This is a genomic window from Methanomassiliicoccales archaeon LGM-DZ1, from assembly GCA_030168595.1.
Lineage (GTDB): Archaea > Thermoplasmatota > Thermoplasmata > Methanomassiliicoccales > Methanomethylophilaceae > Methanomethylophilus.
Map to the genome: position 1 here is coordinate 1724935 of CP115556.1, position 23826 is coordinate 1748760.

The 23826-nt window shown below is 56.6% G+C and carries 26 protein-coding genes, 1 tRNA gene, 1 rRNA gene and 1 pseudogene; 13 read left to right on the forward strand and 16 right to left on the reverse strand.

Annotated features, from left to right (window positions below):
- Window positions 1-95: 95 nt before the first annotated feature.
- The 6 genes from glyS to O8W32_08515 all read right to left on the reverse strand — a co-directional run bounded on the left by glyS (window position 96) and on the right by O8W32_08515 (window position 5537).
- Complete coding sequence (gene glyS / locus O8W32_08490; protein ID WII09194.1) at window positions 96-1799, reverse strand: glycine--tRNA ligase; 1704 nt, start codon at window positions 1797-1799, stop codon at window positions 96-98.
- Window positions 1796-2635, reverse strand: coding sequence for a CBS domain-containing protein (locus O8W32_08495; protein WII09195.1), 840 nt, complete (start codon window positions 2633-2635; stop codon window positions 1796-1798). The genes glyS and O8W32_08495 overlap by 4 nt, the downstream gene beginning before the upstream one ends.
- Before the next feature lie 5 nt (window positions 2636-2640).
- Window positions 2641-3024 carry a universal stress protein gene (locus O8W32_08500; GenBank protein ID WII09196.1) on the reverse strand — a complete coding sequence of 128 codons (384 nt, stop codon included), beginning with the start codon at window positions 3022-3024 and terminating at the stop codon, window positions 2641-2643.
- Window positions 3025-3050: 26 nt separating this feature from the next.
- Window positions 3051-3494, reverse strand: coding sequence for a universal stress protein (locus tag O8W32_08505; protein ID WII09197.1), 444 nt, complete (start codon window positions 3492-3494; stop codon window positions 3051-3053).
- A 5-nt stretch (window positions 3495-3499) separates the two neighbouring features.
- Entirely contained in the window at window positions 3500-4387 is an 888-nt protein-coding gene (locus tag O8W32_08510; protein ID WII09198.1) for a deaminase, read from the reverse strand.
- Between the two features lie 202 nt (window positions 4388-4589).
- Entirely contained in the window at window positions 4590-5537 is a 948-nt protein-coding gene (locus O8W32_08515) for an NAD(P)/FAD-dependent oxidoreductase (protein WII09199.1), read from the reverse strand.
- A gap of 525 nt (window positions 5538-6062) precedes the next feature.
- Between O8W32_08515 and O8W32_08520 the strand changes: the two genes are divergently transcribed.
- Window positions 6063-6461: a pyridoxamine 5'-phosphate oxidase family protein gene (locus O8W32_08520; GenBank protein WII09200.1), complete on the forward strand. Its 399-nt coding sequence runs from the start codon at window positions 6063-6065 to the stop codon at window positions 6459-6461.
- A gap of 236 nt (window positions 6462-6697) precedes the next feature.
- Here O8W32_08520 and O8W32_08525 read toward each other — a convergent pair whose 3' ends face one another.
- The gene (locus O8W32_08525) at window positions 6698-6901 is read right to left on the reverse strand and encodes a hypothetical protein (protein WII09201.1); all 204 of its coding nucleotides are present in this window, start codon (window positions 6899-6901) and stop codon (window positions 6698-6700) included.
- 190 nt (window positions 6902-7091) lie between these two features.
- Here O8W32_08525 and O8W32_08530 point away from each other — a divergent pair, with 190 nt between their 5' ends.
- Together O8W32_08530 and O8W32_08535 are read left to right on the forward strand one after the other, a co-directional pair.
- Window positions 7092-8207, forward strand: coding sequence for a hypothetical protein (locus O8W32_08530; GenBank protein ID WII09202.1), 1116 nt, complete (start codon window positions 7092-7094; stop codon window positions 8205-8207).
- Window positions 8208-8258: 51 nt separating this feature from the next.
- Entirely contained in the window at window positions 8259-8909 is a 651-nt protein-coding gene (locus O8W32_08535; GenBank protein ID WII09203.1) for a hypothetical protein, read from the forward strand.
- A gap of 9 nt (window positions 8910-8918) precedes the next feature.
- Here the strand turns inward: O8W32_08535 and O8W32_08540 are convergent, their stop codons facing one another.
- Window positions 8919-9728: an alpha/beta hydrolase fold domain-containing protein gene (locus O8W32_08540; GenBank protein WII09204.1), complete on the reverse strand. Its 810-nt coding sequence runs from the start codon at window positions 9726-9728 to the stop codon at window positions 8919-8921.
- 150 nt (window positions 9729-9878) lie between these two features.
- Between O8W32_08540 and O8W32_08545 the strand changes: the two genes are divergently transcribed.
- Entirely contained in the window at window positions 9879-10418 is a 540-nt protein-coding gene (locus tag O8W32_08545) for a rubrerythrin family protein (protein WII09205.1), read from the forward strand.
- Window positions 10419-10622: 204 nt separating this feature from the next.
- Here O8W32_08545 and O8W32_08550 read toward each other — a convergent pair whose 3' ends face one another.
- Together O8W32_08550 and O8W32_08555 are read right to left on the reverse strand one after the other, a co-directional pair.
- A complete protein-coding gene (locus O8W32_08550; GenBank protein WII09206.1) occupies window positions 10623-11171 on the reverse strand; it encodes a zinc ribbon domain-containing protein in 549 nt (182 codons plus the stop codon).
- Window positions 11172-11234: 63 nt separating this feature from the next.
- The gene (locus O8W32_08555; protein ID WII09207.1) at window positions 11235-11465 is read right to left on the reverse strand and encodes a PC4/YdbC family ssDNA-binding protein; all 231 of its coding nucleotides are present in this window, start codon (window positions 11463-11465) and stop codon (window positions 11235-11237) included.
- Between the two features lie 160 nt (window positions 11466-11625).
- On the opposite strand from O8W32_08555, the pseudogene O8W32_08560 reads away from it, so the two are divergent.
- Window positions 11626-12819 (forward strand): annotated as a pseudogene (locus O8W32_08560) (hemolysin family protein).
- A gap of 43 nt (window positions 12820-12862) precedes the next feature.
- Here the strand turns inward: O8W32_08560 and O8W32_08565 are convergent.
- Together O8W32_08565 and O8W32_08570 are read right to left on the reverse strand one after the other, a co-directional pair.
- Window positions 12863-13348: an exosome protein gene (locus O8W32_08565; protein ID WII09208.1), complete on the reverse strand. Its 486-nt coding sequence runs from the start codon at window positions 13346-13348 to the stop codon at window positions 12863-12865.
- Window positions 13345-13833 carry a hypothetical protein gene (locus O8W32_08570; protein WII09209.1) on the reverse strand — a complete coding sequence of 163 codons (489 nt, stop codon included), beginning with the start codon at window positions 13831-13833 and terminating at the stop codon, window positions 13345-13347. The genes O8W32_08565 and O8W32_08570 overlap by 4 nt, the downstream gene beginning before the upstream one ends.
- Before the next feature lie 324 nt (window positions 13834-14157).
- On the opposite strand from O8W32_08570, the gene O8W32_08575 reads away from it, so the two are divergent.
- The 8 genes from O8W32_08575 (at window position 14158) to O8W32_08610 (ending at window position 22161) form a co-directional block, all read left to right on the forward strand.
- Window positions 14158-14231 (forward strand) — tRNA-Ile (locus O8W32_08575).
- Window positions 14232-14750: 519 nt separating this feature from the next.
- Window positions 14751-14948: a hypothetical protein gene (locus tag O8W32_08580; protein WII09210.1), complete on the forward strand. Its 198-nt coding sequence runs from the start codon at window positions 14751-14753 to the stop codon at window positions 14946-14948.
- Between the two features lie 281 nt (window positions 14949-15229).
- A complete protein-coding gene (locus O8W32_08585; GenBank protein WII09211.1) occupies window positions 15230-15880 on the forward strand; it encodes a hypothetical protein in 651 nt (216 codons plus the stop codon).
- A 247-nt stretch (window positions 15881-16127) separates the two neighbouring features.
- On the forward strand, window positions 16128-16697 hold the full coding sequence (locus O8W32_08590) for a hypothetical protein (GenBank protein ID WII09212.1): 570 nt from the start codon (window positions 16128-16130) through the stop codon (window positions 16695-16697).
- Between the two features lie 91 nt (window positions 16698-16788).
- Complete coding sequence (locus tag O8W32_08595) at window positions 16789-18360, forward strand: hypothetical protein (GenBank protein ID WII09213.1); 1572 nt, start codon at window positions 16789-16791, stop codon at window positions 18358-18360.
- 1103 nt (window positions 18361-19463) lie between these two features.
- Window positions 19464-19847, forward strand: coding sequence for a hypothetical protein (locus O8W32_08600; protein ID WII09214.1), 384 nt, complete (start codon window positions 19464-19466; stop codon window positions 19845-19847).
- 294 nt (window positions 19848-20141) lie between these two features.
- Window positions 20142-20627: a hypothetical protein gene (locus O8W32_08605; GenBank protein WII09215.1), complete on the forward strand. Its 486-nt coding sequence runs from the start codon at window positions 20142-20144 to the stop codon at window positions 20625-20627.
- Window positions 20628-20748: 121 nt separating this feature from the next.
- Window positions 20749-22161: a hypothetical protein gene (locus tag O8W32_08610; protein ID WII09216.1), complete on the forward strand. Its 1413-nt coding sequence runs from the start codon at window positions 20749-20751 to the stop codon at window positions 22159-22161.
- A 408-nt stretch (window positions 22162-22569) separates the two neighbouring features.
- Here the strand turns inward: O8W32_08610 and rrf are convergent.
- From rrf to O8W32_08630, 4 genes are all read right to left on the reverse strand, one after another.
- Window positions 22570-22691: ribosomal RNA gene (rrf, locus tag O8W32_08615) — 5S ribosomal RNA — on the reverse strand.
- Between the two features lie 35 nt (window positions 22692-22726).
- Entirely contained in the window at window positions 22727-23122 is a 396-nt protein-coding gene (locus O8W32_08620; GenBank protein WII09217.1) for a helix-turn-helix domain-containing protein, read from the reverse strand.
- A gap of 64 nt (window positions 23123-23186) precedes the next feature.
- Complete coding sequence (locus O8W32_08625) at window positions 23187-23471, reverse strand: DUF2188 domain-containing protein (GenBank protein ID WII09218.1); 285 nt, start codon at window positions 23469-23471, stop codon at window positions 23187-23189.
- 34 nt (window positions 23472-23505) lie between these two features.
- On the reverse strand, window positions 23506-23787 hold the full coding sequence (locus O8W32_08630) for a peptidyl-prolyl cis-trans isomerase (protein WII09219.1): 282 nt from the start codon (window positions 23785-23787) through the stop codon (window positions 23506-23508).
- Window positions 23788-23826 lie beyond the last annotated feature (39 nt).

Consider the following 23826-nt stretch of genomic DNA (forward strand, 5'->3'; position numbering starts at 1 on the left):
ATCCAGCGCCGGCCGGCGTCCGGAAGGCGCCGGCCCCTCGCCTGGATGGATCCGCGGGCGCCGGAGCGGGTGTCCGCAAAAAATGATTTATACCGTCAGATGTCGGCGAAAGGGGTTCCGGCCAGGAGGCGGGCCACGACGGACGGGGCGTCCTCCGCCCTGATCCTCTTCTGCTCAGTGGTGTCCCTGTCCCTGATGGTCACGGTGCCCGCGTCGGGGCCGCTGAGGGTGGAGTAGTCGACGGTGATGCACCACGGGGTGCCGGCCTCGTCCATCCTCGCGTACCTCTTGCCGATGGTCCCGGAGCCGTCGTAGTACGCTTCGACGCGGTGCGTGTGGATGCTTTCGCACAGCTTCCTGGCATAGTCGTCGAGGCCGTCCTTCTCCATGAGCGGGAAGACCCCGACCTTCACAGGGGCCACCTCGGGCTTCAGGCGCAGGACCGTGTAGTCCTTGGCGTCGTCGTGGGTGTAGGCGTGCTCGAGGACGGTGTAGAATATCCTGTCGAGCCCGCAGGAGGGCTCGATGACGTGGGGGATGATCCTCTCGCCGGCGACCTTCTCCTTCACGGTGGCCTTATCGAACATCTCGGGACCGAGCTCGATCGTCTCCCCGCCGACCGTGACGGTGAGCTTCCCGTCCTTCACGTCCCCGGGGACCGCCGCGTCGATGGCGTCGGCGACCTCTTTCGCCTTGCCCTTGAAGGCGGGCCCGATGTTCCTGCGGTTGGGCCTGAGCTTCTCGATCTCTATCTCCTTCGGCTCGCTGAACCTCTTGAAGTGAGTGAGGTCCGCTCCGGAGAACTGAGCGTGGCGGGAGAGGTCCCAGTTGCCCCTGTCCGCGATGCCGGTGATCTCCGTCCATCCGATGGAGAGCAGGGCCTCCGCGTCCCAGCAGTCGTTCGCATAGTGGGCCATCTCATCCTTGAGGTGCTCCCTGAACCTGAGCCTCGCGGGGTCGACGCCGGCCCTCACGAGGAGCTGCTTTATGGTGCCGACGAAGTAAGCGAGGATCTGGCTCTTTATGATCCCCTTGTCCACGGCCTCCCCCACCGTCATGGTGTAGGTCTCGGTGCCGGTGTTGGGCAGGAGGGTGAGGACCTCGTCCTTCATCTCCGCGAAGCGGGGCCAGAAGGGCTCCTGGGGGTCGAAGAACAGCTCGACCTCCATCTGGTTGAACTCCCTCATCCTGATCATCCCCTGCCTGGGGGCGATCTCGTTCCTGTAGCTCCTGCCGGTCTGCATCACGCCGAACGGGAGCTTCTCCCTGTTGTACCTGTAGAGGTTGAGGTAGTTCAGGAATATCCCCTGGGCGGTCTCGGGCCTGAGGAACCCGATCCTGGATGAGCCGGGGCCGATGTTGGTCCTGAACATGAGGTTGAAGTCCTCCACCGGCCCGAGCTTCCCGCCGCAGTCGGGGCAGACCACGCCGTGGTCGGCGAACGCCTGTTCGATCTCCTTCTCGGTCATGACGTCCGCGTTGTCGCAGAAATCCTTGATGAGGTGGTCGGCCCTGAAGGGGGCGCCGCATTTGGTGCAGTAGGTTATCTTGTCGGCGAACTTGTCGAGGTGGCCGGAGGCCTTGAAGACCTCCCTGGGGTTCACGGTCTCGGTGTCGATCTCCGAGAAGCCCTCGCGGCCTTTGAAGAGGTCCCTCCAGATCTCCACGATGTTGTTCCTGAGGCTGAACCCCAGGGGGCCGTAGTCGTACATGCCGGCCACGGAGCCGTAGATCTCGTAGGAGGGCCAGATGAAGCCCCTGCGTTTGCACAGGGACATCAGGTCGTCCGCGCCGCTCATTCGCTCGCCCCGGTGATGGCCCTCAGGACGTCGACGTCGTAGATCATGCCGACGATCTCGTCCTTCGTGCCGTGCACGGGAACCTGTCCGAAGTCGTTTACGACCATCAGGCGGGCGACCTCGCTGAGGGAGGTCTTCCTGAACACCGTGATGGGCTTCTTGACCATGTAGTCCCTGACCGCCCTGTCGTTGGTCTTGTACATCTCCGTGGAGGTGTAGAACAGCGGCATGACGTTCCTGAGGCCGATGAGCTTGGCATCCTCGACGCCCAGCTTCTTGGCGTCCTCCTCGGTGAACTGGTCGCTGAAGAGGTCCCTGTCGGTGATGATCCCGCAGAGGCCGCCCTGGCTGTCGAGGACGGGGGCGGCGACGGTGTCGCTGATCCTGAACGCGTTGACCAGATAGCTCATGGGATCGCCCTCCCAGACGGTGACGCAGGTGGTGCAGATGACGTCCTCCGCGGTCATGTCGGTCTTCATGCCCCTGATCTCGCGGAGGATATCGGTAGGCGTGATGATCCCGATGAGGCGGCCGTCGTCGACGACCGGGAGCCTGTGTATCCTCTTGCCGGAGAGGATCTTGGCGGCCTCGGCGACGCTCGCGTCGGGACCGATGGTGATGCAGTCCTTCTTCATGATGAGAGAGAGCTGCTCCTCGTCGAATTTCCTGAATATGTCCCTGCGGGACACGATGCCCATGAGCTTCCCGTCGGAAGCGCGGATCACCGGCACTCCGGTGAGGTTGTTCCTGACCATCACGTTGATGGCCTCGTTGCGGCTGCCGGGCACCTCCACCACTATGGGCGCGGGCGTCATTATGTCTGCTACGGTCTTCATCGCGTTCACTCCGAGTTCCTGACCACGATCACCGGGCAGGTCGCCAGCTTGACGACCTTCTCGGCGACGCTTCCGACCAGGAGCTTCTTCATCCCTGTCCTTCCCAGGGTCCCCATGACGATGACGTCATGGTCCGCGGATTTCTTCGCGATGACCTCGGCGGGGACGCCGGAGAGAACGGTCTTCTCGAAGGGGATCCCGGCGGCCTTGCACTGTTCCTCGACGTATCCGACCGCGGCATCCGCGGCGGCGTCCGTGGCGTACTTGTCCTTGACGAAGAGCGCGGTGATGTGCCCTTTCGCGGTCTTAGCAAGCTCTACTGCCTCGGCGACCGCGGTCTTGACCGCCTCGCTGCCGTCGGTGGGCACGAGAATGTTCTGGAAACTCATTTCAATCCCTCTGATGCGTCCGCGCTTCAGTTCTTCCTGGAAGCGTCGGACCTCACGACCATGACAGGGCACTTGGCGCCCTCGATTACCTTCTCAGCGACGCTTCCCATGAGGGCCTTGCTCATGCCGGTCCTTCCCAGGGTTCCCATGACGATCATGTCGAAATCCTTGGACGCCTCGTTGATGGCCGATGCCGGGAGCCCCTCGACGATCTTCTCCTCGAAGGGGACGCCGGCGTCCTCGGCCTTCTTCTTCACATAGGCGACGGCCTCGCGGCCCTCCTTCTCGAGGGTCTCGTAGACGTTGACGATGGCCGCGTCCATAGGCATGTTGGAGTAGACGGACTGGTCTAGGACGTAGAATGCGGTGACCGTAGCTCCGGAGAGTTTGGCCAGTTCAAGCCCCTTGTCGATGGCGGGGTTCGTGTAAACGCTGCCGTCGGTCGGCAGCAGGATCTTCCCGATACTCATTCGAATCACCTTGGTGTAAATGCCGGGGAGCGGCAGTCCAGCGCGCTCCCCGCGTCCTTGCCCGGGCACGGGAGCACGCATACGCGCCTCCCCTCTATTGTTCCGTCCAATGCACGCGCGCGATTTAATAACTTCGAACCTGCAGAGGCCATCATGCCCCAGGCCGCTCCCGGGTCCCCTCCCTGGGACCTGAGGATGTCTGCGGCGAGGGAGGCCTCCGGGCGGAGGTCCGGGGAGCAGAGCATCGCATTGTCGGTGCCGAGCGCCACCGTGCATCCGGCGGACAGCATCGATGCGAGCGGCGGAACCTTCCCGAAGAAGCGGTTGGAGCGCGGGCACGAGACTATCGGCACATCGGCGTCCGCGAACATCCTGAGGTCCCCTTCCGCCGCCTCGCACATGTGGACCGCGAACGCGGGTTCCAGGGAGAGCGCTTCTTCGGCATCCTCGCGGATCCTCTCGCTGAGGTGCAGCGCGAAGGGCTTTCCGGCCCTGCGGCAGGCGTCGGCTATCTTCTCGGCGTACCTGTTCCCGATGTCCGTGAGCGAGGATATGGCTATGCCGTCCGCCGACCCGAGGATGGCATCTATCTCGGATTGGTCGAACTCCCCGGAGACGGGCCTCCCGAGCACGACGGCGTGCGGGCAGGCGCTCTTGGCCATGAGAACTCCTTCCAGGCCCCCCTCGCGGAAGTCGATGAATCTCCCGATCCCGTTGGCGGCGGCCTCCGAATCGAAGCGCCCCATGCTGCCGAGCAGTTCGCTGCGCGGGGCCTCCCTCAAGTACCTGTGCTTGAGGCCGTCCGGAGGAGCGACGAGCTCTTCCAGGGTCATGCCCGGGCGGACCAGGGGCGCGGCCCCGGCATCGGCGCAGTGCGTATGGCCGTCGGTCATCAGCGGGACGATGATCCCGGACGCGTCCGGCTCTGCGGGGGGCTTCCCTTCGCCGGCCTCCGCGGCGATCCCGTCCTCGGCGAGGACATAGCCTTCGCGCAGGGTCCCGCCGTCGAGGAACTATCCTGACAGGCAAAGCATGCCCCTCCCACGGTCCCGCGGATATAAAAGCGGTGGGAACAGCGCGGACAGGGGGGAGGCATCAGGCCCAATAGGGCTTCTTGACGAACTTGTAGGCCATCAGGCAGGCGGTGGCGGCCTCGCCGCAGCCCGTGATGATCTGCTTGTATTTCCCCGGGTAATCCACCACATCCCCGCAGGCGAATATGCCGTTGCGGTTGGTGCTCATGTCGACGCCGACCTTGATGAGGCCGTTCTCGGTGAGGTCGAGGCCCCATCTCTTGAGGATACCCAGATCGGCGGTGATCCCGATGTTGATGACGGCGAGGTCGGCGGGGATGGTCATCTCCTTCCCGTCCTGCTCGAGCGTGATGCTCTCGAGCCGGTCCTTGCCGTTGAATGATTTGACGGTGGCGTTCATGATCCTGCGGACGTTGCTCTCGTTCAGGTTCTTCACGTTCATCTCGTCCGCCCTGAACTCGGGCCGGCGGTGCACGATCGTGGTGTCGGTGACAGAATCGGCGATCAACGCCATTTCAATGGCGCTGTTGCCGCCGCCGAACATCACTACTCTCTTGCCGACCAGGTCCTCCTTCTGCGGGAGGATGTAGTCGATGCCTTTCCCGGTGAGCTCGTCCTCTCCGGGGGAACCCATCTTCCTCGGGATGAAATCCCCCATCCCGATGGCTATGATGACGCTCATCGTCTCGTACTCGCCTTTGGCGGTCTTGACGATGATCTTCTGGTCGCCGTCGATGATGTCCTCGACCTTCTCGTTCTCCCTGATGTCGCATTCCATGCTCTCCGCCTGGGCGTAGAGCTTGTCCGAGAGCTTCCTGGCCTGAACCGTCTCGAATCCGGGGTAATTGTGTATTCCCTTCTCGGGATAGAGGGCGACGAGCTGTCCGCCTACTTTCCCGGATTCCAGAATGAGCGTGCTCATCATTTTGGATCTGGCGTAGATCCCTGCTGTGAGGCCAGCGGGGCCCGCGCCGACGATTACGACATCATAGACCATTGACGGCTCCATCGAGTCAGGATATAAAAGAATGTTGATAAACAGTTTAAAAAACGTGGAAAATGAAGCGGTTTCAAGAGTTTACAGGAACTAATCTACGAAATTCGTAGAAGTCTGTCTGAACCCGCCAAAACCGGCGCCCATTCGCAGTTCATAATGGATAAATATGTTGAACCAGATTCGTCGCGCATGATTGAAATCGATTACGGCAGCTTCGCCGTTGCGATCGTCGCCTGTGTCATCTACGCCGTTGCGATGTTCATCTTCGATCACAAGAAGAAAACGAAGGACTGACCGCCCTTCCCTGCCGGGAAAGACGGCAGGAAAAACAGATTCTCTTCCCCTTTTTTGATACTTATAGTGCCGGCGCTCTCCGGCACCGTGCAGGATCCCTGCGTATTTCTCCGCTGTCCGGCCCGGAAACGCCGTTCGTCCGGCTGATGCCGCCGCCTATCTACCCGGTTTAGCGTAGCATCCGAGATCCATAGTCGAAAACGACTTATATTCAACTATCATTTTGATAGTTAGGTGAAACAGATGGTTTCCATTCCCAAAGAGGTTCTCGACCTTCTGGCCGAGGGTGATGCAGTAAAATCGATCGCTACCGTTGACAAGTCCGGTCAGCCCCACGCCATTACCGCGGGCAGCATCGGGGCCCTCGACGACAAGACCATGATGATCAGCCAGGTCCTCGCCCACAGGACGTACGAGAACGCTGAGGAGAACAAGAAGGTCGCTTTCCTGGTGACCAAAGGCCTCAAGTCCTACTCGATCGACGCGGTCCTCAGGGAGACCGTCAGCTCCGGGCCCCTTCTGGACGGCGTCAACCAGAAGCTCGCTGCCATGCACCTTGTCGCTCAGAAAGTGCTCCTCTTCGATGTCATCGCGGTCTACCAGCAGGGCGCCAACCACGACGCCGGCAAGAAAATCGCCTGATCGTCGAGCAAACAAGCGGGCTCCGGCCCGCACCTTTTTCTTCTCTCTTTTATTGCGATTGCGTTGCTGGCACAGACTGCCGGTGTTCCGCTCATCTGGTTTTTCCGGTTCATCCGTTCGCAGCATGCTGCGGACCGCATACAGGCTCATGCGCAGACTGCTGGGTCTTTGAAAAATATGGCAAAATAAGGAAGAAGTTTGGATGCGGCAGGGCCTCGGCCCTGCCAAGGATGTTCTCAGAACCTCCTGTGGTTCTCGGGCTTGTGCTTCTGGAAGCACTCCCTGCAGTAAACGGGGCGTCCCTCGGTGGGCTTGAAAGGAACCTCGCACTCCTTTCCGCAGTCGGAGCAGACCGCCTTGAAGAACTCCCTGGGCTGGTCCCTGTCCCTGTATCCGCCGTTCCTGTTTCCCCTGTATCCGCCGTTGTCTCCGTAGGCCATGATATATTCCTCTTTTCTTTTTCCGGGTATTCTTTTACTCCTAACCTACTCAGCGGGTCCCGGGTATCCGAATGCCTATCCGAGTCTAACTGAAGGACCTTAAAATAAGTTGGCATGGAAATTAGGACGCGGTTGCGAACCCGTTCTCCGGGCGATTTATTTTAATCATGTCCCGCCATGAGCGTCCGAGATGTATGCCATACCGCCGGAGGACGACGTGGAGGGCGAGATAAATGAGCCCGGGAACGAGCGGACGCTCGACTCGGCCATCATCAGGATCTTCCCGGCGTTCGTCGTTCTCTTCGGGCTGATCGGCATCGCCGCGTTCATCGTTGCCTGGGACAGCCATTCCCTGGGTCAGTTCATCTATGCCCTCGGGCTGTCCTACGCGCTCGGCTTCGCCATCCTGGGTCTTCCCGCCGCCGTACTTTCCGGACCGAGGATCGTTCCCCCCTTCATCTCCGTCCCCGTGTCCTTCGCCGCGGCCGCGCTGATGGGCACGGTGCTGTGGTTCGTCTTCGGCGACGGGGAGGAGTCGGTCAACGACTTCATCATGATCTTCGCCGAGGCCGTCGGGATGGACGGGGATATCTCCTGGGAAGGGGTGGTTGTCGGCATCTGCGTCCTCCTGGCGGCCGTCATCCTCGCCACCTACGGGGTGCTGGCAGTGGTCTGCGCATACTTCAGGAGGAACTACCACAGGATCCTCCTGTCGATGATGAAACCGGGGGAGTCCAAGCTCAAGAGGCGCTCCCTGTCCCTTTTCGCCGTCCCTGACATAATCGACGTCACCGACGTCGAACTGGAGCCGGAGGAGTCCGGCGGCTTCAGCAGGGATGTTTTCCTGAGGGTGTTCAAGTACACCGTGGGGACGGGGCTGATCATCGCCTCCTACCTCTTCCTCAACCCGGTCTTCCTGGACACCATCAACTTCACGGACATGATGGCGACCATGGTCCTGATCTCCCTTTTCATCACCGTCCTGGTGATCCCAGTCAGCATCCTGCGCTCCCTGGGCGCCGAGGCAGTCTCGGCGGCTCCGCGCCCCTATGTCCTCTGGAAGGGCATGAAGGCCAAGATGTTCAGGTGGTGGCTCTTCGTCTTCCTGATGCTCACCCTTCTCTGGATATGCCTCTACACCGGGGCGGACACCGCCAGGATATTCTTCTCGTATCTGGGGTACATCGTCTTCGTGCTGTGCATGTCCGCGGTGAGCTCCTTCATCTACGCGAACACGTTCTACCGCGGCCTGAGGGACGGGATCGCGGACAGGTTCGCCGTCCTGCACCGGCGCAGGAAGGGATGACGGCCCTGCCGGGTCGCACTGGTTAAAAACAGGTATGCATTCCGCCATGCCATGGCAGACCCGGCATATGCTGCGATCACGAAGGCCAAGAACCAGGAGAGCAACGGCAACTTCGCCGGCGCGGCGGAGACGCTCGAGAACTACCTCGCCACCGACCCCCACTGCACCTCCCCGAGGCTGGAGCTCGCGCGCGTCTACCAGTACGGGCTGAAGGATACGAAGACGGCCGTCATGCAGATAGACGTCGTCCTGGACCTCGAGCCCGACAACATCGATGCGCTCAAGATCGCCACCAGCATCAAGACCAGCGACAAGACCAAGATCGACGAATGCGAGGAGGAGTTCGAGCATCTGGGACATCTGCTTGCGGGCCGCAACGACCCCGTTGAGTTCGCCCAGGTCGCAGGCCTTTACGCGGTGTTCCTGCGCAAGCAGAAGATGGATTTCGAGAAATCGGCGGAATGGTACAGGAAGGCCATCGCTGCCGATCCCGACAACTACGCCTACCATCAGAACTACGCCGTCCTCCTCCTGAACGACCTGAAGGACTACCAGGCCGCCAAGGAGGAGCTGGAGACGGTCATGAGGCTCCGCCCCGGGTCGGAGGAGGCCAAGAAGAACTACGACCTCCTGATGCGCCGGAAGTTCGATAAGAACGGGAACCTGAAGAAAGGGCTGATGGACAGGATCAGGCGCCGCTGAGGTCTCGGCTCATCTCCAGCCGAAACGTTCCAGCATCGCCGACACGGAACGGACGGATTCCATGCACAGGGGGCATCTCTCGGCGAAGAAGTCGGAGAGGCCCCCGGTCTCCGGGAACTCCATCAGGCGGTTCCTGACCGCATTCGTGTCCAGGAGCTCCTTCAGCTTCCTGGCGTCCCTGCAGGCGGGCTCTGTTGTTTTCACTGCCTGGAACACGGGCGGGACCTCCCTGAGGTCGTGGTTGGTGAAAGGATCGAACGCTTCCCCCATCCCGGGGCGCGCCGAGTCCGCTCTCTTCAGCGCGGCGGCCGCTTTCCTGCACCTGATCCCGGAAAGGTCGGTGAGCCCGCTGAACAGGCCGATACCAGCCGGCCTGATGCCGATCTCCGATCCGTAGGCGTCCCTGGCGCGTCCGGAGCAGCAGGCGAGGGAGGCCCAGAGGGCCATCGCCGCGCCCGTGCCGCTGCCGGCGAAGGCCGCCCTCTTCAGGTCGAGGCGGTAATCGTCCGCCCTGGACTCCGCCCATCCGATGAAATCCCTCAGGCCGTCTAGCATCCCGCAGGCCCCGTTCTGCGCGGAGCGGCCGTAAAGGTCGACGGAGAACACGGCGCATCCGCGCTGGGCGATAGACGCGCACAGCTGGGGGGACGGGCCCTTCTGGAACCTGTCGAACGTGTAGTTGGGGAAGTAGATGACGGTCGGCCTCTCCCCCATGGTCTCGTCCGAGTAGAACAGGTCCGCCGCTCCGCCGCCGTAGTCCAGGCCGGCATGCGAGGTGATGGACGGGAAGAGCGTTCCCAGTCCCGAAGAGGCTTCCATGTTCCCGCCATCGGCAGGTATGTAGAAAAACCTGCGTCCGCGGAGCGCAGTGCAGGGGATTTTCCCAGTGTATTACATAAAATAAGGGTCTGGCTGGAAATCTCTTTAAAGATAAACCGAAATAGGAAAGACCAACGGAGGATTATCAGAATGGAACTGAAAGGATCCAAGACCGAAGCGAACCTTCGCGCGGCATTCGCCGGAGAATCGCAGGCAAGCATCAAATACACCTACTTCGCGTCCAAAGCGAGGAAAGAAGGCTATGAGCAGATAGCCGACATCTTCATGGAGACCTCCGGGAACGAGAGGGAGCACGCGAAGATCTGGTTCAAGCAGCTCAACGGCGGGGACATCAAAGACACGATCTCCAACCTCAAAGAGGCCGCCGACGGCGAGAACTACGAGACCAACGTCATGTACAAGGACTTCGCCGAGACCGCGAAGGCCGAGGGATTCGACCAGATCGCCAACCTCTTCAAGATGGTCGGCGACATCGAGGCCCACCACGAGGAGAGGTACAAAGCGCTCCTCGCCAACATCCAGAACGGCGCCGTCTTCGCCAAGGACAAGGTCTACATCTGGAAGTGCAGGAACTGCGGGCACATCCACGTGGGCAAGGAAGCCCCCAAGATCTGCCCTGTGTGCAAGCACCCCCAGTCCTTCTTCGAGATCCAGGCTCAGAACTGGTGAATGCGGAACGGGGGCGCAATGCCCCCGTCTCCGAACGGCTGAAACTTTTCCTATCTATGCGCCGCGGTCTTCGCGGTGCAGAGTTCTTTCCTTTACTGTTTTGCAAAAAAAACGGATGGCGGCAGCCCGGGACTTCGTTTACCCAGACATAACCGCCGGAGCCTCCCCTCCCGGGCAGGGAGGGTTCGGCCCGCGCCGTTAGGTTCAGGACCCGAACGACTCTTTGCAGTTGCTTATCCTGTAGGTGACGTAGATCCCGCAGATCAGCGTTATGATGCCGAAACAGGCGAAGATGGTGGACAGGAGGCAGCACCAGAGCGACAGCTTGTATTTCTGCGCGCGGAAGGTGAAATGCCCCGATACGAGCGCCAGGGCCCCGGAGATGATCTCCGCCATGCTGCTGACGAGGATGATGTTCACGAAGTCGTTCCTGTCGAGCCCCATGTACTCCCCGTTCTCCCACAGCCCGGCATCCTCCAGGGCATCGATCATGGTATCGGCGCTCGACTCGCTCAGCACGGCCGAGTAGATGCCGTCGATCAGGGCGATGACCCCCCAGAGCAGGAGGAGATAGGCGGTGACGCGCCTGTAATCATTGAGCCAGCGGGCGTTCTCCGGGGCCTGCTGATATCCGGCCCCGGGGGACCAGTTCCCGGAAGAGGTGGCGTCGGGCTCGGCGGACGCTCCGCAGTAGGGGCAGAACTTGTCCCCGTCGGCTATCTCGCGCCCGCATTCGGTGCAGTATCTTGTCATTGTAGTGTTCCTCCGTCTCCGGCAGTCCGCGGGGAGGGCAGCAGCCCTCCGCCGCAGAGAGGTTCACTCCAGGTCTTTGCGGGAGTTCAGGGCCTTCTTGAGGATGGCGGCCTCATCGGGGGAGAGGGTGATCCCCTTGCCCATCTTGGTGCCGTCGGGGGACCATTCCCTGATGTCGTACTTGGGGTCCTTCTCGTTCCAGCTCACGAGGTTGAACTCCTTGGTCCATCCTTTGGAGGATTCGGAGAGCACAGCGATCTTCTCCACAATCTCGTATTTGAACTCGGTGGGCATTTCGATTACCTTGCCATCGGTATCCCTCTAATATTTTAAAATTAGTGGCATCCTGCGCAGGGCCCGGCCTGCACGGCGCATCCGGTGCAATCATTATAAGGCAGATGCCCGTTAGAAAGCGCATAGGGACGTTCAGGCGTCCCGGACGTGAAGCAGGCACATGGATTCTCTAACCCTCGCGATCCTGGTGGCAGTGATCGTATTACTTCTGGCATTCTCGGCGTTCTTCTCCGGGACCGAGACAGCGTACACCTCTGCGAGCACCGCGCGCCTGAAGAAGATGGCCGAGGACGGGGACAAGAGGGCCCGGAGGGCGCTTGCCAACATGGACAACTTCGACCGGCTCCTCACGACGGTGCTCGTCGGGAACAACGTCGTCAACATCGCGTCATCCACCCTCACCACCTTCGTCCTCACCGAGATATACGATGCCGGGACCGCTACCATCATCTCCACCGTGCTGATGATCACCGTCCTGCTGCTGGTCGGGGAGATCACCCCCAAGACGCTGGCCAAGCACCATCCGGAGAAGATGGCCATGCGCAACGCCGGCCTGATGCACGGCATCATAGTCGCCCTGTCCCCGCTGACCTGGATCTTCCTCAAGGTGACCAACGCCCTCACCGCGGCGATCGGCGACGACGGCAAGAAGCAGCCCACCATGACCGAGGCGGAGCTCGGCGTCATGATCGACGAGATCCAGGAGGAGGGGCAGCTCGAGAAGAGCGAGAGCGAGCTGATCAAGTCGGCCATGGAGCTCGACGACAAGCCGGTGGAGGCCATCTGCGTCCCGAGGGTGGACATCACGGCGGCCAGCGTGAGCGTCAACGCGGAGGTACTGAAGAACATCTTCGTCGATTCCGGGTTCTCGCGCATCCCCGTCTACGAAGGGAGCATCGACCGCATTGTGGGAGCGGTGTTCATCAAGGACTTCTTCGCGAAGTACACCTCCGGGAAGAAGTTCCGCGTGACGGACATCATCCGCCCGGTGAAGTTCGTCCCGAGGGACGCGAGCGTGGCGAAGGTCATGAGCGACCTCCAGAAGGCCAAGCTCAACATGGCGGTCGTCCTCGACGATTACGGGGGCACCGTCGGCATCGTGACGATGGAGGACCTGCTCGAGGAGCTCGTGGGGGAGATCTGGGACGAGAACGACACGGTCGATTATCCCATAAGGCAGGAGCCTGACGGCTCGTACGTGGTCGACGGGGCGGCCAACATATACGATGTCTTCGAGAAGATCGGCAGGTCGTTCGAGGACTCCGGATATGATTCCTCTACCGTAGGGGGTTATTTCGGGTACCGTCTGCAGAGGATACCCAGAGTGGGGGATTCGGTGCTGTTCGGGGACGTCCGCATGACCGTGACCGCCACCGGCGGGCGGAGGATAAAGGAGGTCAGGTTCGAGATCGTTCCGCCTGCTCCGGAGCTCCCTCCCGGGGAGCCTGAGAAGGAGCGAAGGAACCGAGGTAGTTCCTCATATTGGCGACCGCGATCTCCTTCTTCGCCGGGTTGGACGCGACCTTGCCGGTGATGGATATGACATCGCCGTGATGGGCGATCGCCCATTCGCCCTGCACCGCCTTCTGCTTGTCGAGGCGGGTGTAGAACACGCAGTCGTCGTCGATGCGGTTCTCCAGGTCGGCCGTCAGGTCGGACAGGACCTTCTGCCCCAGGGCTCCGAACACGGCATCCATCTCCTTCTGCCTCGAGGCCATGAACTGGAGGATGAGCATGCGGTTGCCGTGCTCCCCCTCGCTTATCTCCGTCTGGAACTCATCGGTGCCCACGAGCGAGGAGAACGTCTCCTTCACGAGGTCCTCCTTCTCGGTGGCATAGACGAACGCCTCCACCCTGAGCCAGTGGAACACGGAATGCGTCATTCCTTCGCCTCCGGGTTTCCGCCGGTATCGGGGCGGAGTAGGGCGGCAAGCCCCTCAGGATCCGCGGTGGTGACGGTGACGACGAGCCTGCCTGCAACCTTCACGGATACTGCGGTATCGATTCCCGGGCAGGCATAGGTCTTGAACCTGACCTTCTTGATGCCCCATCCGCTGTAGTTCCTCATGATATCGATATCCCCGGTCTTCACATCGATGATATCGGACATCTGCACAGGGTACATCCTGAGGATCCCGGAGCTGAAAACACCGTCCTTCACGATTATGCTCACACTGATCCAGCGGCAGAAAACGGCAACGAAGACCGTGATGGCCGCGGTGGCATAGAACATCCACCAGGGGGTTCCGCCCACATCGAGGGCAGCGCAGGCCGCTATGAATATGCTGGCAGCCGCGAAGACACCTACCATGAAGATATACGGCATAGGCTGGAATATCCTGTCATGCTCCTCGAAATCAGCGGACATCGGGTCTTAATCGGGTTCATCCGTTTTAAGGTTACCAGGCTCAAAACTGCATTTACTGGTTCTTTCGGTCTGAAGGCAGACGATCGGGGAGACTGTTCATGGATTCAGGGGCAGAGGCAATGGGCGATTATTCCCGCAATTATTGTCTTCATACGGAAGCCCCTGCGGGCGGTTTCTTCAGCCCGAGGCGATCTGCGGGGGAGCTCTTCGGGCTTTCTCTACAGGCGATCGTGTTGTGTAGTTTTCTTTATTTCATCCACATATTTGAGGTCAGAATCTGGAATCGGGAATCTTTAAATACAATATCTCGATACAATGGCTGTTGGGCCCATAGCTTAGGTCGGTGGAGCGTCCGACTGATAATCGGAAGGTCATGCGTTCAAATCGCATTGGGCCCACTCATTGAACTCATCTTCTTGACTGGCATATCGCTTTTGGTATCTTCTGACGTGCCCTTCGTTATTGACGTAAAATCGCATTGGGCTCACCAATCTCTATTCTGACTGTTTGGTCAGGTGTTTTTGAGTTTCTCATTCTATCGGACGAGTGTTTGATTCGTTCGGCCTGCCCGTTCATTCGATGCGGCAGGTCTCTGTCGGACGGAAGACGGTATCGACGGCACGGCTGTATCGAGGCATTGTTCGGCCGCTTGATCAAGTTTAATTGAAGGAATCAAGGTCGGCTGCGATCGCTGCCGAGGCCCGGATTTAATGTCCAAAAGTGAGCATCGTTTCATCAAAGGCCTACGTCTTATGCTTTCTGGGTTCGATGCACATGTTCAGGCATTAATTGAACATGTTCGTAACTTGGTTTATAGTTTTTTAAAGTATTATTTAATAATATCTACTAACATATATAAGTTGACCGCGACAATATCATTATCAAGAAGGGGCGAGGCCCCTCTAGGAGATTGGAAAATGGACTTCTACACAGCAGCAACAATCTGGATCTTCTCAGCGGTCGCCATCCTCGCGCTCAACGTTGTTGACGGACTTGGGCTCGTTGGTAACGCCATCATGGACGCGGCGATTCTCATCGCGGCGGTCGGCTTCGTCGCGTACAAGCGCATGTACGAGAAGATGACCGACTCCGACACCGGATACATCGCCTACTGATCCGGGCGCCTGAGTCGGAAAGCGGGCGGAAGCCCGCACCAAACTTCTTCCTGTTTTTTACCATGACCTGCGGCGGTGCAGATCGGTGCTCTTTTAATTGCCGGTTTATTGGATTACATACTAACGCCTAAACATCAGAAACCGGAGATTTCATCGAGGGGGATACAGTCCAGACGTTGTATCTGATTCATAATTTCAGATACTGGGTGAGCAACTGCTTATATATCGGAAATAATAGAGCCTCCGTTCAGGCTGTCAGAAGCCTGTTCGGAGGAATGAAAATGGAATCTGTTGAACAGAACAACTCCAAGAAGAAACTCATCGTCCCTCTGATCGCGCTGATGCTGTGCGCTGTGGCCGTTATCGGAATCGGATACGGTCTTAACAGCACCTCTACCAACAACGACAACGCGGTGACTGGGAACGCTCTGGTAGTTGACCTTCGCAATACAGACGGGAGCGCATCGCTCGTAGGAAATGGATTTGCCAACGGTGCTGAAATTGGCTTTGTAACTACTCAGACAAATGGAAACACAAAGGTCAGCATCGATGGTGCTAGCGATGTCGCAGTCGGCGACGTTACATACAAGGCAGTTAAGATCGGAGAAGGCAAGCTTAAGGTTAGCGCGAGCAACTCTGGCTCTTCAACCAGTTCTACTGTGAATGTTTCTGTTACTCTCAATAAGACTGCCGGCACCGTGCCCACTGACATGAAGTTCATCCTTGCAGCAGGCAGCACTAACTATGTTATCTCTCTTGGTAATGCACTTGTTGCTGGAACTATCACCCTCACCGGCGAGTCGAGTGATGCATTCCTTAACGGTGAAGAGTCCTTTGTGCTCTATGCTTCCCTCGTGAATGCCGATTACACTAATGCAATTGCAGATTACTCCGGCTTCACTTATTCTATCCTCTTCTCTGTCAGCAACTGATCATTGAACAAGAGGACAAACTCATTACCGCTCCCTTCTGCGGAAGGGAGCAACATTTTATTTTCACTCCTTGACTGTTTAGTTCAATCATGGATTGCGCAAAGTTCGCGGACGGATGCCGAGTATGTGGATATCGGCCTGTATGGTATGTTGGATGCATTCTAATTGGATATCAGAGATTTTCATGATCTGTTCAATATGTAACTGTATCCGATTATGCGTTCAATAATAGTGTGCCAGATATATCGTGTTCGTATACAAATCAAAAATAGCAAATATGCAGTACAGCGAAAGTAACCCAATTTCGGTCCGCGGAGTCTGCAGATTCACGCTAGAATTTTGCTTTCTAGACACCAATGCATATGCGTGGAGAAGATATGCCATGAAACAAACCGTTGTCCATTCAGTTATTGTGTCATGGCCCAGATTGATTCTGGTATTCCTCGTCATAGGCGCGATCCTGTTTGCTTCGGCGATTCCTGCCGCCTCTGCCATAGAATCGCAATCTACCAACACAGGCAATACGATATCATTCAGCAAGTCGTCATCTATAAACTCCTCTGACGATCTCTGCAAGATTCTAAGTGGGTCAAACCCGGACCTTACGTTTACTATCGATACAGACGATTACGGCGACGGTCGCTATGCTGCCTTCGTGACCAACGGCAGCGATGAGAAGAGCATTGTCGGATACAATAAGGATATCAATGTTAAATTGGACGTGCCTGCGGGGTATAAGTTCTTGGTCATGGTGCGCTGCACAAATAACTCAAGCAGCTACGCTATGATATCTATCCTCACTCATGCAATGACTTGATAACAAGGTCATCGTAACAAGGACTTTTGATATGCTGGCTAATCCGAAATGAACGAGGGTTTTTATACAATCATTGTTATCATTCTTAACAATGAGTTACAAGGTCGTCCAGAAGCAGAGCAACGGCAGATACTACCTGTACGAGGTCACGGGAGTCTGGGATCCAGTCAAGAAGAACTCGAAACAGACCAGGACGTATCTGGGCGTGTGCGATGCCGAAGGCAATCTGCTGAAGGAACCGGCCAGGAACAGGACGGTCAGCTGCAGTCCGGTGTACGGGCCGTACCAGCTGTTCGTACAGCTGGCGGAGAGGAGCGGACTCACGTCCGCTCTGGACGACGTGTACGGGGTGAGGGACGGAAGGAGGCTGCTGGCCATGGCCATACTGGGCATCGTGGATCCCGTGACCGTGAACCAGATGGAGAATGCCATAGACGACACCTACCTGCGGGAACTTCTCGGTGTCGACTGGGGTTTCGAACAATCGTCGGTCTGCCGGTTCCTGCAGACCGTGGGCCACGCTTCGGAGCAGAGGGAACTCCTGTTCAACGAACTCGCCCCGAAGAGCGGATGCGTAATCTTCGACATAGTGTGCCTGGGCACGGATTCCGAGGACCTCGAATATGCGGAGGTAGGAAGGAAGACCCACCTCACCGGATCCAGACAGTTCAATCTAGGCATGGTGCATTCGATGGAGGACAACCTCCCGTTCTGCTACCGCACCTATCCGGGTTCGGTGGCGGACGTATCCACACTGGACAACATCGTCTCGGACCTCCGGACCATGGACTGTTCCCCCGTAGAACTGGAGATGGACAGGGGGTTCTTCAGCATAGGCAACGTGCAGATGATGCTGGAACGCGGAATGGGGTTCACCGTGCCGATACCTGCACGTGTCGGCATATCCAAACTGCTGCTGTCGGAGAGCGTCAGGGAGATAGACTCGCCCCTGAACACGGACTATCTGGCACGGTCGGTGGTGAGGGGATACGAGACATTCGTGAGACTTGAGGACGAGGAGCTGGTGAAAGCCTCCGAGGGGGACGCGGGGGCGATCAGGGCGTTGGTGTTCCAGGACGATTCGAAGCGTACAAAGGAGATCGCCACGCTGTATTCGAGGATCGGGGAGCTCGAGAACAGGCTGTCCGGTACGGAATACGACCGTTTCGCCAGGAAGAAGCTCACACGCACGGAACAGCAGACCGCGGATCTGCTGGAATTCGCCGCGGACGGCAACGGGAAGACCGTGGTGACGAGGAAACGCAATGCGATATCCGCCAAGGAGAACGCTTGCGGAAGGTTCGCGGTGATAACGACGTCGGACAAGCATTGGCTGGACCTGTTGATGCAGTACCGTCTCAGGAACGGGGTGGAATATGATTTCTCGCAGCTTCAGTCGGATCTGTTCGTGGGCATAACAGGTAAATCGGACCAGGATTCCGCCGAAGGCGGACTCCTGGTGAACTTCCTGTCACTAAGGCTCAGGCTGACGCTGATAAACCTGCTGAAGGAAAAGGGATTGGCGGGCGATTACTGGGTCCCGGACGTGCTGAACACCCTGAAGAAGCTGAAGATCTCGTGCATCGGCGGGAAATGGAGACTGAACGAGGTCACCAAGGCCCAGAGGGAACTCTTCGAAGCTCTCGGGGTAAAAATCCAATGAACCCCTTGTTATCAAATCGATGCATAAGTGAGGATCTATCGATACAAGCGGTTCTTCCGATAATCCGCCGTCTATAGACCTGAAAGGCGATACCGTATTCCAGTCTCAGACCGGCTACGTTGCATATGTGTACTTCTCAGACAGCACCCAAAGCGCATTGATCTGCACGGCCGAGATCCCAGATACCGCTAGTTGGATCCCGGGTTCCAGTGAGACCGACATCACGATAACGGGCCACAGGGGCTATGCGCTGCTTTGGATCGAGATTCTCGTTTACTCGCCTTCCGCCTGAGTAAATCTGAATTCGAACGCAGCACGCCTCCTCGATGGCTTGTTTTGGTGCTGAGGTCTGCTGGACGGCAGGCAAGGCGTTCTGGTTGTTAGGTATAATCGGCTATGACTCTTTCGCCGATAGGATAGCGACAGATTTGCAAGAGAGACGATCTTATGATTTCATAGTCTGGCTCTTTTGAAAAATCACCGGGCAGGTATCAGATTACATAAAATGGCGGAATCATTCGAAAAAGAATGATTCAAATTCGTTTATTATTCTTTGACTATAAACGCATGTTTAAAAATGATTATTTGTTCAAAAATTAAAATTAATAATGTACAAACATCTATCAGATTGATATTTTAGAATATATCAAAAAAGATAGCAAACATCCAACTCGATCATTATTTCTGCATCAGATGGATAACAAAACGACCTATCTCTTTATTTTGTATAATATTTTCGATTCATTACTATTGTTTTGCAGTACAAAGTACAATAAATTAAGCAACTATTTGCACATAAATGCATAATTATGTTCATATTTTTTGTTTTTCGAATATATCCGCAATCGAAAATATCAACTATAATTGAACGGACCGCGTGCTCTTTATAAATTTCCCCTGCGATTTTTTATTCACAAGGAGGAAAAACAAACAGCGATAATATGACGCAAAAGAACCGTAACATTCAGTTCTCAGCCCTGATCGTTTGCCTTTTGTCCATACTCAGTGCAAGCACCATATTGCTGATCCATTCGGCGGATTCAAGCAGCAGTACCAGCAACAATATGTCATGTTATCTCTCCGATGTTCCTGGAGGAAGTCCGATGCAGGAGGGCGACTTCTCCAGTGAGGCTGCATTCATGTGCGGGTCGGTTCAGATCAACGGCGACATGACCTTTTTCATCGACAGGACAGTGATCGGTCAGGGATACATCAACATATCCGCAGATGACATAGCCGACAGTGCGGCAGAAGTTATTTGGCACATAGATGTTGCATCGGGATTTTCTGATGATATAAACTTCAGTTTGTGGCTGGGACAGCCTTCCGACCCTGTGTCAGTCAGCATAGAAGGGACAGACGGCATATTCTACGTGCCGCTCGAGAACGGGCATTCGTCGCAGCAGATCTTTCTGACCGTAGAGGCCGAAGATCTTCCCGCTCCGTTGACGGAATTATCATACAGTGTGAGCTTCACCCTCGGGTAAGGCATAGGAACCTTGCACATAGGGTGCCGAATGGCATCCTCTGCAGGGTTCGGTGTTATTTCATTCGGACTGTTGACGGAAGTGTGTTCTGTATACCAATATTTTTATTCATTTTTAGAAAGGAGCAAATATAGAGTATATACCGTACTATAACTCAATCAAATGAGCCTTTATCGGAGGTATCTCCGCACCCCCTTACGGGTTGTGGCTGCATCTGAGGAGGACACAATGTATGAGATATTCGTTGAGTAACAGAGCGGGCATTTTACTGTTGTCGCTGTTATCTTTCTGCTCATGCCCTCCCTGATATCTCCTGCCATGGGGCTGGAGTCTACAGTGACGAACACAGGCAACGCAGTTGAGGTTGATGGGTCGTCGATGCTCGCAGACATTCTCACCGCCGAAGAGGAGAAAGATCGGAAATTGACGAATCCGGATCAGTTTACCAGGACATATTTCCAGGGAGAGAGCGTGAGTTCCGGCGGCAATACCTACGCCTCTGTCTATGTGTCCTGCAACGAGACCATGACGACGCTGTCCGGTAAGTCGACGATAGTGGTGCCTATCCCTGCTTCGATAGATTGCTTTGTGATTCATGTGAAAATGGGTAGCGATTCTTCCGTTCTGAATTTCTGGAATGAGTTCATGCAGAAGATGGACACAGGGGTCGTGGATCAGAACGGAAAGCAGATCGATCCGCTTTTGACAATCAGTGCTTCAGATATTATAGACCCTGACCTCGCCACCAGGGGTAAACTGAACACGGATTCAGGGGCATGAGGCGAAAACGAAAAGTGTCCCGGTCCGATGTTCAGCTGTGACACAAAAACTAATCGCGACTGGGACGGAACTTCCCAGTCCTAACGACAATATATCGGTTCCTATCGGTCTCGTGAAAACCGTGGAGCATTATCTCGGTTCTGCAGGCGTTCTGGAGTTCGTGGATACGTTCAAAGGACGCGGGGTCCCCATGAGCAGGATACTGGTGGCGATGTGCACGCACATCCTCATGGGCAGCAATTCAATGAGCAGGTGTTCCGATTGGCTGAAGAACAAGGATGTGCGGAAGGAGCTCGGATTGGATTCGGGTCTATCGCAGAGGACCATCAACCGTGCGATATCGCTGTTGGGGAAACACAGCGACGAGATCATAGTGAAGCTGTGGGAAGGGCTCGATGCAAGATACCATTTCGAGAACACCGATGTGAACATCGACGGTTCAGCGGTAGTGGTCAACGGTCCGGAAGCCGAATTGGGTGCGGTAGGTTATCCCAGGGATTTCAGGGACCAGAGCAGGAAACAGGTGGAGTTCCTGACAGCGGAACTCCAGAAGTCTAAGATCCCTTTCTTCATGAGGGCGTACAAGGGGAACACATCCGATCCCGAGCAGTACAGGGATGCGCTCCCGGACATCTTCTCCATGATACGGGAGGGTTCGTGGATAATCGTGGACAACGGAGGTGCATCGGGGGACATCCTGGATTCCATCGTCGATGCGGGGCATAAATATCTCACGAGGGTGAAGATGAACGTATCCGATGACAAACGGATAAACGATCCCGAATGCGAATGGGAGTATGTGGAGGAAGGGGTGTGTTGTAAGAAACACACCTTCGACTCTTCCGGGAGGACGACGTATCTGTTCTTCTCCTTAGACAATTGGAACCGTTCGTATCATTCCGCATCGAAGAGCTTCGACCGTATGGTGGAGGCGGTGAGGACCTACGAGGACGGGCATTTCAGAAAATCGGATTTCGTAACGGTGAAGAGGAACGTTCTCGCGGATGTGGAGGTGAAGGTGAGCCTTCAGACGAAATTCGCATTCGACGAGAGTGAGAGGGATGGCATAATCCGGGAGATCATGGGCACCCGTGCAGGGATTTTCAAACTGGAATCCTCGGAGCAATTGACACCATTGGAAGCTCTTGAGAAGTACCGCGCGAGGGCCACCGTGGAGCACCTGATCCATTCCCTGAAGAGGGTCACGGGGCTCAAACCTCTGAGGGTGTGGAGCGAACCGTCCATCCGCGGATCCATGATGCTGGCTCTCCTTTCTGAAACAGCGATAGCCATGGCGAGATACGAGATGAAGGGCAGGGAGAGGATAAAGGGCAAACGGGGAAGGAAGAAGACCGTCATCGAGAAACCGAACACCGAATCCATCGTCTGGTCTTTGGGCCATTTGACACTTACGAGGATGATGGAGAACGGGAACAGGAAAGAGGCCGTCTACAGCAATTGGAACCCCGTTTCCAAGGAGATCTTCGGCAATATGCGTGCCGATATCGAGAAGGATCTTGCGATTACGGCCTGAAAACGGTCATCCCGGGCCGAGATCATCGGGTCAACTGGCAGCGTAAGCTATGGAAACCGCCAAGTGGCGAATGGATCGGACTTCGTTCAACAATCACAAAGTGGCGAGGTCAGGATAGACACATACATCTGCATCGACCCAGATACCGGAGCTTTCGTTTTAGAAGACTCTCTGGATGATTGCAAGAAGTGGATAGAGGCGGATGATCTCAAGACGAAAACCGTTTCAGACACTCAATCCTACAAGTGCTTCACTGTCAAGTCAGACGGCGATCCTAAGAATATCTCTGTGCAGGTCATTGCCGTTTTCTGATGGATTCTAGTGATCTCGAATCCCAAACCGGCAGCTGAATCGCATAGGCTGCCGGACAGATTATGCGAGATACAGGAAGATGAAGAGAAGAAAAGTGGTAGACAGCGTGTCTGCTTTCCCGTACACTTGCGCAATACAGTACGCGACAGATACGCGAGAGGGCTTAACTGCCGGGTTCGAGATGGGACCGGGTGAACCCCTCTGCTGTGGCCGTCTGACCAAAACTCTAGATAGAGATTTGATATAAAAAGTTTTAGTTGGCAGCGACTGCCTTCCTGATCTCGCTGTCATCCGGGACCGTCATGTCGTTCGGGAACTCCACCATATTGGGGAACATGTTCCTGAGGCCCCACTCGGCAAGGTCCTTGAGTATGGGCAGCAGGCTGATGCCTCTCTCGGTGAGGGAGTATTCCACGGTCTTCGGCCTCTCGGAGATGACGTTGCGGAAGATGATCCCGTCGTTCTCCATCTCCTTCAGCTGTATAGTGAATATCCTGGGGGAGATCCCGTCTATGGAGTTCATGAGCTGGTTGTACCTCATCGGCTTTCCGGCGCGCCCCAGCTTGCACATGATGACGGTCTTCCACCTGCCTTCGATGACTGACATGGCGGCGTCTATCGCGCAATCATAACGCGGTTCCACGCTCATAATACTCCCTCACGCCTGCCGGCTATTTGACTGTTAGCACTATACTAAATGATAGCGCGGTTCTTCACTTCTTCTGGAAGGACCCGTCCTTCTTGTGGGAGACGACCCTGGACCCTTCGTTGTTGGACTTGAGGGTCTTGACGAACTCTTCCGCTTCCTTCTTGGTGGTGAAGGTCCTGGTGGCCTTCTGGGCGCCCTCGGCCTTGACCTGCCACAGGTTGTCGTCGGTCCTCTTGGTGATGTGCCAGACCTTCTTGGTCTCGGACGCGGCCTTCACGGTCTCCTTCTTGGGGGCGGCCTTCTTAGCCGCAGGCTTGGCCGATTCCTTTTTCGCACTTGCTGTAGCCATGTAGATATGTCCTCCGATCGGTTATGGTCCTGTTTCATCTCTGTTCGAGGATCTTGATCACGTGCCAGCCGAACTCGGTCTTCACGGGACCGACGACATCCCCCTTCTTCGCGGAGAACGCCGCATCCTCGAAAGGCTTGACCATCTGGCCGCGCCTGAACCAGCCGAGGTCGCCTCCCTTCTTCTTGGAAGGGCACACGGAGTACTTCCTGGCGAGTTCGCCGAAATTCTTTCCGGCCTGGACCTGTGCCATCAGATCCTTCGCCTTCGCCTCGTCCTTGACGAGTATATGTGCCGCATGAACCTCTTTGACCATGATACTTGCACCGTGATGCGGATATTAAAGATGTTCCAG

Coding starts and splice junctions, on each gene's coding strand:
- glyS (WII09194.1), bottom strand. CDS start 1,799: ATGAGCGGCGCGGACGACCTGATGTCCCTGTGCAAACGCAGGGGCTTC.
- O8W32_08500 (WII09196.1), bottom strand. CDS start 3,024: ATGAGTTTCCAGAACATTCTCGTGCCCACCGACGGCAGCGAGGCGGTC.
- O8W32_08585 (WII09211.1), top strand. CDS start 15,230: ATGGAATCTGTTGAACAGAACAACTCCAAGAAGAAACTCATCGTCCCT.
- O8W32_08525 (WII09201.1), bottom strand. CDS start 6,901: ATGGCCTACGGAGACAACGGCGGATACAGGGGAAACAGGAACGGCGGA.
- O8W32_08565 (WII09208.1), bottom strand. CDS start 13,348: ATGACGCATTCCGTGTTCCACTGGCTCAGGGTGGAGGCGTTCGTCTAT.
- O8W32_08620 (WII09217.1), bottom strand. CDS start 23,122: ATGAGCGTGGAACCGCGTTATGATTGCGCGATAGACGCCGCCATGTCA.
- O8W32_08600 (WII09214.1), top strand. CDS start 19,464: ATGCAGGAGGGCGACTTCTCCAGTGAGGCTGCATTCATGTGCGGGTCG.
- O8W32_08495 (WII09195.1), bottom strand. CDS start 2,635: ATGAAGACCGTAGCAGACATAATGACGCCCGCGCCCATAGTGGTGGAG.
- O8W32_08540 (WII09204.1), bottom strand. CDS start 9,728: ATGGAAGCCTCTTCGGGACTGGGAACGCTCTTCCCGTCCATCACCTCG.
- O8W32_08535 (WII09203.1), top strand. CDS start 8,259: ATGGCAGACCCGGCATATGCTGCGATCACGAAGGCCAAGAACCAGGAG.
- O8W32_08605 (WII09215.1), top strand. CDS start 20,142: ATGCCCTCCCTGATATCTCCTGCCATGGGGCTGGAGTCTACAGTGACG.
- O8W32_08515 (WII09199.1), bottom strand. CDS start 5,537: ATGGAGCCGTCAATGGTCTATGATGTCGTAATCGTCGGCGCGGGCCCC.
- O8W32_08510 (WII09198.1), bottom strand. CDS start 4,387: ATGACCGACGGCCATACGCACTGCGCCGATGCCGGGGCCGCGCCCCTG.
- O8W32_08580 (WII09210.1), top strand. CDS start 14,751: ATGGACTTCTACACAGCAGCAACAATCTGGATCTTCTCAGCGGTCGCC.
- O8W32_08570 (WII09209.1), bottom strand. CDS start 13,833: ATGTCCGCTGATTTCGAGGAGCATGACAGGATATTCCAGCCTATGCCG.
- O8W32_08550 (WII09206.1), bottom strand. CDS start 11,171: ATGACAAGATACTGCACCGAATGCGGGCGCGAGATAGCCGACGGGGAC.
- O8W32_08630 (WII09219.1), bottom strand. CDS start 23,787: ATGGTCAAAGAGGTTCATGCGGCACATATACTCGTCAAGGACGAGGCG.
- O8W32_08545 (WII09205.1), top strand. CDS start 9,879: ATGGAACTGAAAGGATCCAAGACCGAAGCGAACCTTCGCGCGGCATTC.
- O8W32_08625 (WII09218.1), bottom strand. CDS start 23,471: ATGGCTACAGCAAGTGCGAAAAAGGAATCGGCCAAGCCTGCGGCTAAG.
- O8W32_08520 (WII09200.1), top strand. CDS start 6,063: ATGGTTTCCATTCCCAAAGAGGTTCTCGACCTTCTGGCCGAGGGTGAT.
- O8W32_08595 (WII09213.1), top strand. CDS start 16,789: ATGAGTTACAAGGTCGTCCAGAAGCAGAGCAACGGCAGATACTACCTG.
- O8W32_08505 (WII09197.1), bottom strand. CDS start 3,494: ATGAGTATCGGGAAGATCCTGCTGCCGACCGACGGCAGCGTTTACACG.
- O8W32_08555 (WII09207.1), bottom strand. CDS start 11,465: ATGCCCACCGAGTTCAAATACGAGATTGTGGAGAAGATCGCTGTGCTC.
- O8W32_08530 (WII09202.1), top strand. CDS start 7,092: ATGTATGCCATACCGCCGGAGGACGACGTGGAGGGCGAGATAAATGAG.